Here is a 14,092-nt window from a genome sequence, read left to right as displayed (position 1 = left end):
GTGTGGATGTCTATGGAAACAACGAAACTATTAGGAACAAAAATCCGTCAATTTCGAAAATTGCGGAGAATTACACAAGAACAGTTAGCAGAAGCATCCGATTCAACAGGTTCCTATATCGGCAAGTTAGAGCGCGGTGAGGTCAATGTGCAGATCAAGACACTGGAGAAAATAGCAGAGGCGCTGGACACAAACGTATTTGCATTTTTTGACTATAATCCATATGAAGAACTCAAAAGCCAGCCTTGGATTTGGGAATGCGTTCATATCCTTTCCCAGCAGAATGAAGCGGGGCAAAATAAAGCTTATCGCATATTGAAGGAACTGTTCACCTCTTCAGAGGATGAGCTTTTAGTGAGTAAATCAGGTGATTCGGATGCTAATGATAAATTAAATTCTTAGAATTAGCGGTGCGCCATACTCTCTAAATGTAAAAAAGGCTATGTCTCTCTACCTATAGTAGAAAAGTACATAGCCTTTTTGAGTTTTAAGGCGTCATTTGCTTAATGTTATATTCGACAGCTTTAAGTACTTTTTCATATTCTGCCCGTTGTTCATGTGTCGAATGTTCTTTGTATTTCTCAAACAATAACGTGATAGACCTGATATAGAAAGCCTTATCATTCAACTGTGAGGTTGCTTTGAGACTGTTCAACATACTATCGATCGCCTCAGAATAGTTTCCCTTATTAAAATAATAGCGACTAAGCTCGAGAAAAAAGCGAGAATAGGTCACCAGGTCATAGTTCGTCATATAATAAGAAATATTTGTGCGTAAGTTCCTAGATTCATTAATATTCTCAGCAAAATTGATCAAAATATCGTCCACTGTGTAATTGTAGGTATTGGCCGACTCTATTATGGTTAGTAACCCAAGTAATATTTCCTGAGGATTATTCCTAATAAGTTCTACATAGGCAGGTAAATTAGTCATATCTCCCATCAGAATTTCTAAATTCAAACGGTTTGCCTCTGCCCACATTTCAAATTTCTGTGCCTCTAAAACTCCCACTTCATCTAGCCCTTTAAAAGAAGTCAATTTTTCATAGTAAGGTATAAGTTTCATTGCTTCTTCATACAGCCCTTGCTTTTCAAGGGCAACTCCCTGTAATAAATAGGCTTGACCATAATAGACGATTAGATGTCTTTCTGTATTTAGAGGCTTGATTTCATGTTTTTTCAGCCTAGTTAGAATCTGCTGTTCAAAAATATTTTTGGTGATCTCCTCAAGTTCTTTAGCATATTGTATAGTTGTCTCACAATCATCAACTTGGTAGTACACATTTGCCAGCTTTAATAAAGCGTCCAAATGATGAGATTCAGGCAAATTTTTGCGATAAGGAGCAAATTTTATAGCTTGTTGACGATTATTCTCCAGATCTTTGTTTAAAGAACAAAAAAATAGCCTGTATTGGCTTATAGCTAACCGCTCCGAATAACGATATCTCTCATTTTCAATTACACACTCATAAAAGGGGATAGACTTCTTTTTCTTTCCTGCTTCGTGTAGTTCTTCTGCAAGCTCAAATATCGTCGGTACATAGGACAAGTCCTCGGTCAGTCTCCACAATACCTTTTGAATACAGTCTTTTCTCCCTAACTCTACACAACGCAATAAAAAAGGCTTAATCCGTTTCCAGTGCCTTTCCCTTCGTAAAAGCATTCATCTATGTATAACTCATACAGCCAGCCTTCGGGATATCCCAATGCCTTGGTAATCAAGTCCATCTGCCGAACGGAGATCGGCTTGGGCGGGTTGCTGTTCAGCATGGTGCTGAATGTACCACGGTTAATGCCAGATATTTTACTGAAACTGCTAAATGTATATCCCCTTTGCTTTAGTTCTGTCTCTATCTTCGAGCGGATCGTAGGTGTATGTTCCATGCTAATCCCTCTCTTTAGCTTGAAAAATTATATTTTTCATCTCTTCTAACGTTATAAGGTAATTTTGGTTCGTGATTCCTTAAACCTGAATATAATAATCAAACATATCTCTTGGAGTATTTTTGTACAAAAAAAATGAGCAGGTAGGATACTAAATCCCCCTGCTCATTTCAGCGATGGTATTTATATCATTTTAATTAGCTGTCGGTTCGGTTCCCCAGACAAGTATGCCGTTATGGTACAACGTAGCCTTCGTATGATCGGCGAATGAAGTCTGCGTGCCTTTATACGAGTAATCGTCACTTTCGTTATAGTTCGACCAGTCTGTTTTATGAATACGGGTTTGAATTCCGCTCGTGCTTCCTCCAGGTGCTAACACGCCTGCATCCGAGTTAAAGCTGACTTCCAAATAATAATCAGCGCCTCCTACAGCTTTATCCATTTTAACCAACTTACCATTCAGCTTCGAGCAGCTCAGCGTCGCATAGTCGCAGTTGAATGTCTGCGCGCGGTCGCCGTCGATCGTGTAGTAGTAGCGAATTTTCAACTCGTTGATCGGTACGGAGGTTGTACCTTTGTTTACAATTTGGAAATGCGGGTTCAAGTGATTGTCGTTCACATTTGTATCCGCTGTGCGATACTGGAGCACCAGTCCCGTTGTCGGCTGCTGAGTATCCGCTTTCGGCGCTGCGCTAGCCGTGTTGGAAACCGTTTGTCCTGCATCATTCTTCGCTACGACTTGGTAATAGTACGTCGTGTCTGCTGTTACGGCTGTGTCGGTGTAGCTGCTTCCGTATACATCGCTCGCTACTGTGGCGAACGCGCCGTTTTCAGCCGTCGAACGCTTCACTTCATAGCTTGCCGCATTCGCCGATGCCGTCCAGCTCAGCTTTACTTTCGCCGTTTCGCCCGCTGCATTCAGCGTGAAGCTGCCCGGTACTGATGGCTGCTCGGTAATGCCATACGTTTTTAAGTTAGTCGGGAGTTTTTCAAGCGTAATGACGTTCGGATGATTATACACTTTTTTCAGATGCTCAAGACTGTTTTGTTTGCCGTCTCTCAAGAAATCCCCATACCATGTAGCGAACCAGCTCCAATGGGCTTGATACGCCTTCATAAGGTCAGGGTCCGGGATAGGTCCGTTTTCGCTCATGGCAACTAGCTTTTTGTCCTTGCCTAATGTAACAAGGTCTTCATATTTTGCAATTTGCGGGCTGTAGTCGCCTGCTTGTGGATAAGAGTCGAAGCTCAAAATATCCACATACTCATCTCCCGGATACCAGTCGGGAGCAACAGAGTTCCAGACCCAGATCAGATTGTTCAATTTGTGCACTTTAGTCAAACGGTCGTACATCAAAATATACAATTTTTTAACAGGCTCAGGACCTTTAGCGCCCCACCAGAACCATTTGCCTTCCGCTTCGTGCAAAGGACGGAACAGGACAGGAACTTTCGCATCCTGCAACTTCTTCAATTGCCCTGCAATCACATCGATGTCGCGAATAAGCAATTTATAATCTTCAGACTCTAGATGATTCATCGCATATTCTATATCGAATGTAGTCGAATCGGCATAGAAGCCTCTCCACCATTCTTTTCCCTGCGTATCGATCAGACCTTTCGGCGCGTTCCAGTGCCATGCAAAGGTAACAATTCCTCCTTGCTTATCCCATTCAATCGCCTTTTCCGTCTCTGTGGAACTAAGACCGTGTTCCGCTCTACTTGGCGAATAGTCGATCAGGTCAAGCGCTGCAATTGCCGGCTTTTTACCTACATTTGCTTGAAGCCAATCAATTTCGGTTATTTCCTCTTGACCGGAAAGCATATTCTTCCCATATTGATCAACCAGATAGTTCATCAATGCTCTTGCTTCTACTGTCGCATTCGGATTGGTGAGCGTTTTGGTTACCGCATGCGGTGGGCGGTCAGCAGCTGGCTCCAGCTTGACATAGTCGATATCATACCAGCCCCAGCCTGTTTCAAAACCGATCGTATTCGCCCCTGCATTCAACAGAACCTTACCTCCGGAAGTTTCTTTAAAATCAGCCGTTTTCCAAAGTACTAGCTCGCCAGATGCTTTGCCGTTTAAAGAAAAGTTGGTGCGTTTGTCATCATGAGGCGAACGGTAGCCGATTGTAAGATTGTACAAGCCTGCCGCCTCTGCCTGGATCGTCATCGTCAGGGAATCCCCTGCATTGTGAAAATTAGTTACATAACCAGTACCGGAGAAGCCGGTTCCGCTGGATTCCACAATGGTTCCCTTCAGCATGCCATCTTCGGCTTCATAGCGATCCTGTCCGTCTACAGGCGTTCGCGGAACCGCTTTCAAAACATTGGATTCGCTCGTTCCCGCCTTTGTTTTTGCGGTTATTTTATAATAATAAGAAGTGCCGTTCGTTACGTTCGTATCCGTATAAGACGTTTCGACCAAGTTGGATGCTACAGCAGCAAAAGGACCGTTTTCATATGTTGCCCGCTGTACACTGTAACTTACAACTTCGCTGGAAGCGTCCCAGGATAAATCGACTTTCCCATCGCCAGCCTCAGCCCTCAGCGCAAAGCTTTCAGGACCTTCCACAGGTGGCACAGACGTATCATTGCCAGCAGTCAACACGATGTGATAAGCCGTCAAAGGCGGTACTGTATAGGTAAAGCGGTTGCCTGAAATTTGCGTGATTGGCGCTGCTCCCTTAATTTGCGAGCTATTTTTGTCGAAGCCCCATACTTTACCGGAACCGTAAGTCGTCTCGCCGGAAAGATCAAATTGGGCGTCGAATGCACTGTCCATGCTTTTATTCATGACAACGAGGTGCAGTTCTTTGTAGGATGCATCCGTTACGGAAGCATGCACCGAGCTATTAACAATATCCGACGTTTGCGCATGAACGCTGATATCACCGAAAGTAGAGCTTTTTCCGTCATAATTGCGGTAAAGCTTGTAAGCGGCACTAACGTAGTTGTTGGCACCATCCTTTAACTTCCAGTAGTTTGCCATATAAACGTCGTTTTTGCCCAAGATGCCCAGCACATCGGCCATAGCGATACCGCCGGAAATATCATTTTCGCCACCATAGCTATACTCAGTCAAAGCCAGCTTGGTTCCCGGGTAATACTTATCCACCGACTGCTTTAATCGAGGCAGTAAAGGCAAGAATTCACTGTTCCATTGAGCGATCCAGCTATCTTCCTTGTAGGTCGGATCCCACAAAGTACGAGGCGCTTGCATTCTGGCTTTCTTCGTTTCGTCATTGCCTACCTCATTTGTAATTCGTATGCCTCCACCCATCGCTTCAGGATACCAGTGCACATCGAAAACATCCAGCAATCTCTTGCCTTCAGCTTGCGAGCTGAGGCGCATTTGATCGAGGTAATAGTCCACGAACCAGCTATAGTTGCCTTTTACAGAGTTCCAATCAGGTGCAGTTTGAAGATCTTTATAGGCGCCAAAACCGTAAAGGACGGGCCCAAAAATTTCCGCACCCGCGTCAACCGCCTTAACGGCTTTGGATAAACTTACCGACCGGTCTACCAACTCTTTCGCTCCGACCTTTTCACCATGAATGCGCGGATGCGTATGCGACCAGAGAGCGGGTTCATTGTCGAGCGAGTATCCTTTCACGCCCGTTTTTGTTGAAGCAACGCCGTACTTTTTCACTAAAAAGTTGACGAATTCATCCGCATAAACCTGATTGTCTTTCAGATCAGGCTGCAATTGAAACGGCGCATTTTTAGCGTTTACGACCTCATTCCACCGAGCGGAAGGAGCCTTTTCGCTTTCCTGCACACTTCCGTTTCCATCCTTGGCCACATAACCGGCCATCGGCAGTGTGACTAAAGAATATGTGTCTTGCTTCAGCGATTGATCGTGAAACGAGGTTGCCACCGCACCTGGCTTTTCACATTCGGCTTTTGTCAATCCGGCGTTGTCGCATAAATAGCTATCGCTGGACTGCATCCAGTCGCTTCCTGCATTGGACATATTGTTTTCCCAGTTATATCCGGTCATTCGATTGCCACCAAGTCGTCTGGCAGTCAGATTCTCATCGCCTGACAACTCCTGATTCGTACCGTAAATATAAGGGCTAATAGGCTTACGATCCTTGGATGTATCGACTTTAATGGTAACAGTCTTTGCCGTTTGACCGTGAACTACAGTTGGAGCCGGTAGAGCACCCCCTACTATAATCGTGCATGCCATGACGACAGGCAGCCATTTGGAACGTTTGGACCAAATACTACTACTATTTTTCGCCTTCATGCCGTTTTCCTCCCTTCAATTTAAAAAGAGCGGCACCCATAAGAATGCCCCTCCTTGAGGCTTTAAGGCCCCTTCCCTGTCCCCAAACGAGCTTATCGTTCCGTTGCAGCGTCATATCCGTGCTTGAAATGTTCCAGCCGAAAACAACACCCTCTTTCTTTGAAACTGGATTTATAATATTACCTTAACACAAAGGCATATTGACATTTTTAACTATTGTTTTAATTAGCTAGTATTAATTTCTTAAATAACCATATAGCTTGAGGTATCCCAATAGCTCTTGCTCATCCACACTCGTCTTCCCTAGCGCACTTTATCCTTTTGAATAAGCTTATAATAGATGCGTGCAGGCTCTGATTCTCCAGTGGATAAAATGTATTCTGCCAAAGGTGCGCACAGCTTTTGGAGATAAAAGGAGTATAATAGCTCGGCCGTGTCAAAATGAATTTTCAGCACTTGCTTCATCAAGCCTTCGAATTTGGAGTAATCCAGTTCTTCCGGGGTAATATCAAACGGGTATTCAGGGAAGGTTTTTTTCTGAATTTCAACAAACTGCTCCCTAAGCTTCGGTTGATTGCCTGAACGGGCAGCCGAGAAATTCATCATAAAAAAAGATACAAAATCCGTCTCACGGTCACTTAACTCATAGTACTCACACCAACGCATGAATATCAGCGGTTTTACCATATATAAATCTCCTTTAACAAAAGTTCAGATTTATCATGAATCTTACAAAAATCTAGCGGGTTCCATCTTATGTAATATATAGGTTAAGCCCCATTTTAAAATATGATTCCTTAAATGAATTTTGCTTTTTAACATATCCCCTTCTTATATATCCATAAAAGTGCACAACAAAAAAAGACCGTTTCAGCATCTCAATGACGCTGACCAAGTCTTATCATAATCATCCGTATATTCACATTCGTATTTATTCTAATCCTCTACATAGCTGCAAAGTTACAGGCTGCAAGTGAACACATAAGCGGGCGGAACATTGCAGTTTACCTTTTTAATCTGAATGTCAGCAAAAAAGGTGCGGAAAAAATTGTGTTTGACCTTGCTGTACTGGAACGTAATAAATTTGCCTTCCTGGCCCAAAACCTCAGCCGTTTGTCCCAAAATGAGGCTGGATAATGCAGCGGGCAAGCTGGTGAAAGGGAGCCCTGACACGACATAATCCACTTTTGGGACCTCATACTGTCGTATATACTGAGCTACATGCTCAGCCGATCCATGAATAATGTGTACCCTCTCCAAGTGTCCGTACTTGCTTTGTAGCGTTTTGTAAAACGATTCATTAGCTTCAATCACTAAAAGTAGCGTTTCTGGACGCTTGTTCAAAATAAGCTCTTGCGTAAACACACCGGTTCCTGCACCATATTCAATAATGCACGATGCTTTGTCAAAGTAAATCGGTGTGGCAATTTGTTTGGCCAACTGTCTTGAGCTGGGTATAACAGCGCCTACGCTGCGTGGATGCCTGATGTACTCTCGAATAAAGTGGATCGCGTTCATCTTTTCCTCTCCCTGCTTGTCACACATGATAGGCATTCGGTTCATCAACGCTTCTTATTACATATTCATTGTATACCGATCAGAATATTGATTTCAAGCAGGCTACTGTCGGCATATAAAAAGAGCGTAGCCTTATTCGACTCTAATCAAATAATGACTACCCTCTTGTTGTAACATCTATTTGTCCATGGTATCCAAATGTGCCTTCTCTGCCTGCGATGCCTGTCCAGCTTTACGTTGGCGTGCGCCTATGTGCATGGCAACAATCCGGTAGATGGAGGCTGGCTGTATGGATACGGCCCAGCTCGCGTCTGCATCCGGTGCAAGCACAACCCCTAGCTGGTGATGATCGCCGTCGTACATGCCTCGCTGCACAAACTTGCTCTCGCCCTGCAGATTGCGTACCTCCAGCTTACAAAAAGCAGAGTTGATTCGCAAGGCCTGGTGTAACTCGGCACGGGTATTCACAACAACCCCATTCACGCGGTAAATGGCCTCGCCCGGCAGTATGCCCATGGCTGTCGCTGGACTGTCTGGCAGCACAGCGAGAACACGCATCCCTTGCTCCGGATGGACAAACATCGGGCTAAGACGACTTTCCTCTATATTACCATACCAGATCAGCGCCTCATGAGCCAGAAAGGAGAATAACGCTGCTAACAATATCAGCGGACTCCACCATGCAGCCAGCAAGCTCAGCAGAAGTAAAGCCACACTATACAGGAGCAAACGGTTCGAAGTAAGTACCGCCTTCTGTCGTGGTAGCTGGCCTAGCGTCACGCTGCTGAAGCCCATCAGGACTGGCAAGGCTGCCAGCATATACCCGGTTCCGGCATCGCCGCCGAACAAAGGTGTCCAGGGAAGCATGAAGCCTCCCTGAGTCGGTACCAACAACAACAACGGAATGGGCCAGAGGTCTTCCATACGATAACCGCCAACCAATCTTCCCCGTTTGCCCTCGACAAACAGTGGAGTGGCAGCTTTCCCCCCTTGCCAGCGAACCAACAGCGCCTCAGCCACATGCAGCACGGCGACCAGCACCAACAGTGCTGGAATATCCAATCCGCGGATAGATGCTACTGATGTTCCGAGCGCTCCCCCAGGTTGCCAGCCACTGGCCACGTTTACGAAAAATTGAGCCACACCTAGCAGACCTACCGAATAAGCGAGACACAGGTAACGGACGCGTACCAGCATGAGCAGTAATGTCGCTACCCACAGGCATACGATGGAAGCCGAGTTCAGATGCACGCTGACGAACATCCCCAGAGCAGATAGCGCCATTCCAGCAAGCAAACCACTCCATACGACACGCCAGGTCTCTGCAGCCCAGCTATGCATTTTGGTATGAAATAGCTTGCGCTCCAGCAGCATTTGCCGACGATAACCAAGTGCGACAATGAGTATCGAGATATAATAAAACGGCTGCAAAAGCAGGTGCAGGCAAGCATTTAAGACGCTCCATCCCCATTGTAATGCCCATTCCAAGTCCATTCACACTCCTTAATGCCCCTGGCCCGCTGTATAGCGGATCACGTACATTTCATATCCATTTATTCTATATGAAATTGCCAACGTAGGGAAGACAAACCGACAGACTGCAAATAAATCCCAATATAAAAGGAGGCTGTTTCCAGCCCCCTTGTTGTAGCCTCACTATTATTTCGCTACACTTGTCTTCATTTCCTTCCGAATCTCTTCAATCCCCTGCTTGAGTTGATTATCATTTTTCGGATCACGAATTTTCTCAATCAGCTTGGCTTCCATCGCTGCTGCTGTCTTCGCATCAATGATGCCGCTAGCCGTCAGCTTCACTTGTTTTTGAAAAGCAATAACAGAGCTTTCCGTTACTTTGTCAAAATAGCCATCCTCGCGACCTGGTTTGTAACCCAAGCCTTGTAGAATGATTTGTGCATTTTTCACATCACTGCTATTCATATTGTATTTCAAGGACTTTTCCTTGTTCAGCGGTGCTGCTGTGAAGTATTCAGGCTGTTCCACCGCGATATTCGGCTTAATCCCTTTTTTATGAATCCACGTTCCATTTGGCGTTAACCATTTGGCAATCGTGATTTTGAGCAGGCTACCGTCACCCATTTGCTTGTCATAGCTGGTTTGTACAGTACCTTTACCAAAGGAGTTTTCCCCAATCAACACGGCACCCGCTGATTGCTGAAGAGCACCTGCCAGAATTTCGGACGCACTTGCGCTACCTTTATTCATTAGCAAAGTCACAGGGTAATTTTTGCGTGAACCTTTGGATTTCTCTTCTTCACGCTTCTGATTCTTGTCTTCCACCTGTACAATCGTTTTGCCGGAAGGTACAAATTGCTGTGCAATATCAATGACGACGGAAAGCACGCCACCCGGGTTATTACGCACGTCAATGACGAGCCCTTTAAGCCCTTGCTTTTCGAGCTTCGCTAACTCTTCCTTGAAACGTTCTGCTGTATTCAAGGAGAACTGGGTGATCGTGATGACGCCTACACCGTCGCTTTCCATATGAGCCGTTACAGTTTCCATATCAATGTTGTCACGGGTAATCGTGTATTCGAGTGCATCTGGAGAGCCGCTGCGCTGAATTTTGACTTTCGCCTGACTGCCTTTAGGTCCACGGATTTTGGAAACGGCCTTGTTTAGATCCAATCCGTCCAGTGTTTCACCATTAACAGACAAAATAATATCCTTAGAGCGTAACCCTGCCTTTTCAGCCGGGGAGCCTTTAATTGGCGTGACTACAACGACTTTCCCATTTTCGGCAGCTACTTCGGCTCCGATCCCGGTAAAAGAGCCTTCAATGGATTGCTCGAATTGTTGGGCAGTTTCTTTACCCATATAAGAGGAATACGGGTCACCGAGCGACTCCATCATACCATTGATGGCGCCATCCACCAGCTTGGTACGATCCACATCCTGATAATATTGTCCCTGAATCAGGTCCATCGCCGTCTCGATTTTGCGGATATCACTTCTGGAGGTAGAACTGCTACCTGTCACACTCGCCAGCAGTCCTTCGCCCAGAGCGCTGTTCCCTACTGTAGTCGTTCCAGTATAGGCAAAAGTGAGCAGACTGCCGCCAAGCAGCCCGATCACCATCAAGAGTATCGCTGTACTTTTTTTCAACATCTAATCGTCCACCGCCTTCTCATTATCTTGTATCCTATTACCTTACAACGCATGTCCATCCACGAAGTATACGTCTAGCTTGTACGGAATATGTTAATTGTATCCTACTCCGTGTCTCAATGCACATGTTCTTCATCGGATATTAACCATTACAGCAAAGCCCTATCTACAACCGTAATGGCTATAAATAGGGCTTACCTTATCTACTATAAATAGTTCATCGGATTTACAGGTTTGTTATTTTCGCGCACCTCAAAATGACAGTGAGGTCCTGTGGAATTGCCTGTCGAACCAACTTCTGCAATTTTTTGACCCCGTTTCACAGTCTGCCCGGTATGAACCACCGTACCGCCATTGCGAATGTGTCCGTATAGGGTCCATAGCCCGTCTCCATGGTCAATCACAACTGTGTTTCCATAGCCACTCCACCATTCGGCAACAATGACAACACCATCTTCGGCTGCATGAATATCGGTTCCCTGCGGAGCCGCCATATCAACACCTGTGTGGCCTTTAAGCTTGCCAGTAATCGGATGTACCCGCATGCCAAAAGTAGATGAAAGTCGGTAATGGGATACAGGCGAAGCCAATGTGCCCGTTCCGCCTGTATACGTACTGGCTGCCGCATGGCTGGAATTCGAGGCGGCACCTGAGGATGAAGATGCATATCGTTTGGCTTCAGCCGCACGCGCAGCCGCTCTAGCGCGTGCGGCTTTGGCAGCCTGCTCCGCTCTAAGCTTGTTCTTCTCCTGCACCAGACCCACACGTTTGTTAGCGAGTGCTACCAGCATGTCATTTTGCTCTTCGCTGATTTCATCTGACTCAGCAATATCATGATCGTAATTGGAAATCAGTCTTTGCTTCTCTTTCTCCTTCGAATTCAGTTCTGCTTTGGCGTCCTGCTTGAGCGCATACAGCTTCTTGGCATTTTTATATTCCGTGTCCAGCTGTTTCTTCTTGCTTACGACCAATGCCTTGTCCTTTTTATGCTCGTCCAACAGGATTTGATCCTGCTCCACGATCGTTTTCAGGGAATCTACCCGGCTGAGAAAGTCACTAAAACTGGACGAAGACATAAGCACGTCCATATATGAGACGGTTCCATCCGTATACATCAAGCGCACACGGGTTTCCAGCATTTTTTCCCGTGACTGGATACGATCAATGGCCTCGGCTAAATCTTTTTTGGTCGCACGCAGATTATCTTCCGTTTGATCAATCTGAACCGCAACACGAGTCAGCTGATCACTGACGCTGTTAATCTGAGCAAGCACAATTTTCAGGTTTTGCACGGTTTTATTTTTGTAATGTTGAGCATACTGTTTATCTTGAGCAGCCTTTTCCTGTTGTTGCTTGGCAGATTGGGCCTGCTTTTCCAATTGGTTCAGCTGCGAATTGATTTCACTCATGCTTTTGGCATATCCGTCAGAAGGCTGGATTAGCAATGCGGCTACCAAGGTAGCGGCCAACACAGATCCTGTTTTTTTCAACTTGCACTCCCCATCCTTTATCGCAAAATAACACCGGGCTTCCCCGTTCTAACTGATATCGACCACGACGTCCAACCCGCGCTTCTTATACTTTTAAGAACTTGCGCATGGACAGGGTACTGCCAACAATCCCGACCAGCATCCCCAAAATAATCAGCAATGCACTCAACTGAATCCAAATGCCTTCAAGTGGCATAAGCTTCAACATATTCAGGGCTATATCACCCTGGACGGCGGTCAGCAAACGCTGATAGCCAGTAAATAAAATACCTACAGTAATAAGGGAACCAATAAGACCAATAAGCGCGCCTTCGATAAAAAACGGCCAGCGTATAAAAAAGTTGGTTGCACCGACCAGCTTCATAATGCCAATCTCTCTGCGTCGTGCCAATATGGTCACGCGAATCGTATTCGAGATAAGGAACATGGACATGATCGCCAGTCCGGCGACGAATATAAAGCCTACATTACGAATAAGCTTCGTAATTGTAAAGAGTGTCTCTACGGTGCCTTTTCCATAACGAACTTTTAAAATCGGCTTCTCTGGATGCAACGTATTCAGCTTCTCAATCTTTTCGGCCACAAATGGAACCGTTGTTGGTTCAATAACCTCTACCACAATTTTGTCCGGGAGTGGATTGCTGTCCTTGTCAAAACCCTCCAGCAGCTCCTTGCCGCTGTCTCCCAAATCTTTGCGCAGCTCCTCCAAACCCTGAGCTTTAGTCACAAAGGTCGTTTTGCTGATTTCCGGCATCGCCGCAATTTCCTTTTGCAGCGTTTCACGCATGTTCTGCTCTACATTTAACTCCAGAAATACGTTAACCTCCACCTGACTATCTGCCTGATCAGCCAGGGAATTGACATTGAGCACCAGCATGATAAATACGCCCAATATAAGTAATGACACAATAATCGAGGTGACGGATGCCACGGACATCCAGCCATTGCGGAATATGTTTTTGAAACCTTCCCGCACATGACGTAAGAAGGTATTAAAAGTCATATCCGTACTCCCCTCTTACCTGATCCCTTACGATGTTGCCATTTTCAATGGCAATTACACGTTTACGCATGGAGTTCACGATGTCCTTATTGTGGGTCGCCATTACAATGGTCGTGCCCCGAAAATTAATTTCGTCCAGCAACTGCATAATCTCCCACGATGTTTCGGGGTCCAGATTACCCGTAGGTTCATCGGCAATGATCACGGAAGGATTGTTCACGATCGCCCGTGCAATTGCTACACGCTGTTGCTCCCCACCGGAAAGTTGGGCAGGCTCACGATTCATTTTTGTTTTCAAGCCAACCAGTTCAAGCACTTCTGGTACCCGTTTGCGAATCAGCTTCTTAGGAGCTTCAATAACTTCCATAGCAAAAGCCACATTCTCATAAGCCGTCAAACGCGGCAAAAGCCGGAAATCCTGAAAAATGACTCCGATGTTACGACGAACGTAGGGAATTTTACGCTGCTTGAGCTTCCCGATATTAAAACCATTGACTGAAATTTGCCCCTTGGTAGGTACTTCTTCTCTATAAATAAGCTTCATAAAAGTCGATTTCCCCGCTCCAGACGGGCCGACTACGTATACAAATTCATTACGGTCAATTCTGACCGATACTCCTTGAAGTGCGTGGGTTCCGTTAGTATAGGTCTTCCACACATCCTGCATTTCAATCACTCGATCACTTCCCGCTGCTTAATCATATTACGCATAACCTAATATCCATTCGACATATTCCATGCATTTCCTTTAAAAACTTCTCTATTTCATCATACCGTTTATCATTGTAACAAATTTGTTACCTAAATAGTACC

At 45.5% G+C, this 14,092-nt stretch carries 9 protein-coding genes and 1 pseudogene; 1 reads left to right on the top strand and 9 read right to left on the bottom strand.

The window, feature by feature from the left end:
• The first annotated feature begins 12 nt into the window (after positions 1-12).
• On the top strand, positions 13-402 hold the full coding sequence (locus MHB46_RS17175; RefSeq protein WP_341162956.1) for a helix-turn-helix domain-containing protein: 390 nt from the start codon (positions 13-15) through the stop codon (positions 400-402).
• A gap of 85 nt (positions 403-487) precedes the next feature.
• Here the strand turns inward: MHB46_RS17175 and MHB46_RS17170 are convergent.
• The 9 genes and pseudogenes from MHB46_RS17170 to ftsE form a co-directional block, all read right to left on the bottom strand.
• Positions 488-1,884, bottom strand: a pseudogene (locus MHB46_RS17170) (helix-turn-helix domain-containing protein).
• Positions 1,885-2,077: 193 nt separating this feature from the next.
• Positions 2,078-6,142 (bottom strand): glycosyl hydrolase, encoded by a 4,065-nt coding sequence (locus MHB46_RS17165; RefSeq protein WP_341162955.1) that lies wholly within the window; start codon positions 6,140-6,142, stop codon positions 2,078-2,080.
• 303 nt (positions 6,143-6,445) lie between these two features.
• A complete protein-coding gene (locus MHB46_RS17160; protein WP_023990615.1) occupies positions 6,446-6,829 on the bottom strand; it encodes a hypothetical protein in 384 nt (127 codons plus the stop codon).
• A gap of 273 nt (positions 6,830-7,102) precedes the next feature.
• Positions 7,103-7,660, bottom strand: a complete 558-nt coding sequence (locus tag MHB46_RS17155) for a class I SAM-dependent methyltransferase (RefSeq protein ID WP_023990616.1) — start codon at positions 7,658-7,660, stop codon at positions 7,103-7,105.
• A gap of 177 nt (positions 7,661-7,837) precedes the next feature.
• Positions 7,838-9,154, bottom strand: a complete 1,317-nt coding sequence (locus tag MHB46_RS17150) for a PDZ domain-containing protein (RefSeq protein WP_341162954.1) — start codon at positions 9,152-9,154, stop codon at positions 7,838-7,840.
• Positions 9,155-9,319: 165 nt separating this feature from the next.
• Entirely contained in the window at positions 9,320-10,786 is a 1,467-nt protein-coding gene (locus MHB46_RS17145) for a S41 family peptidase (protein ID WP_165177631.1), read from the bottom strand.
• A 206-nt stretch (positions 10,787-10,992) separates the two neighbouring features.
• Positions 10,993-12,276 carry a M23 family metallopeptidase gene (locus MHB46_RS17140; RefSeq protein WP_023990619.1) on the bottom strand — a complete coding sequence of 428 codons (1,284 nt, stop codon included), beginning with the start codon at positions 12,274-12,276 and terminating at the stop codon, positions 10,993-10,995.
• 85 nt (positions 12,277-12,361) lie between these two features.
• On the bottom strand, positions 12,362-13,279 hold the full coding sequence (ftsX, locus tag MHB46_RS17135; RefSeq protein WP_013312238.1) for a permease-like cell division protein FtsX: 918 nt from the start codon (positions 13,277-13,279) through the stop codon (positions 12,362-12,364).
• Positions 13,269-13,955: a cell division ATP-binding protein FtsE gene (gene ftsE, locus MHB46_RS17130; protein ID WP_023990620.1), complete on the bottom strand. Its 687-nt coding sequence runs from the start codon at positions 13,953-13,955 to the stop codon at positions 13,269-13,271. Before ftsE ends, ftsX begins: the two co-directional genes overlap by 11 nt.
• Positions 13,956-14,092 lie beyond the last annotated feature (137 nt).

The sequence above is a fragment of the Paenibacillus sp. FSL H7-0703 genome (assembly GCF_038003485.1).
Classification (GTDB): Bacteria; Bacillota; Bacilli; order Paenibacillales; family Paenibacillaceae; genus Paenibacillus; species Paenibacillus polymyxa_B.
This window is presented reverse-complemented; position numbering and strand designations above follow the sequence as displayed.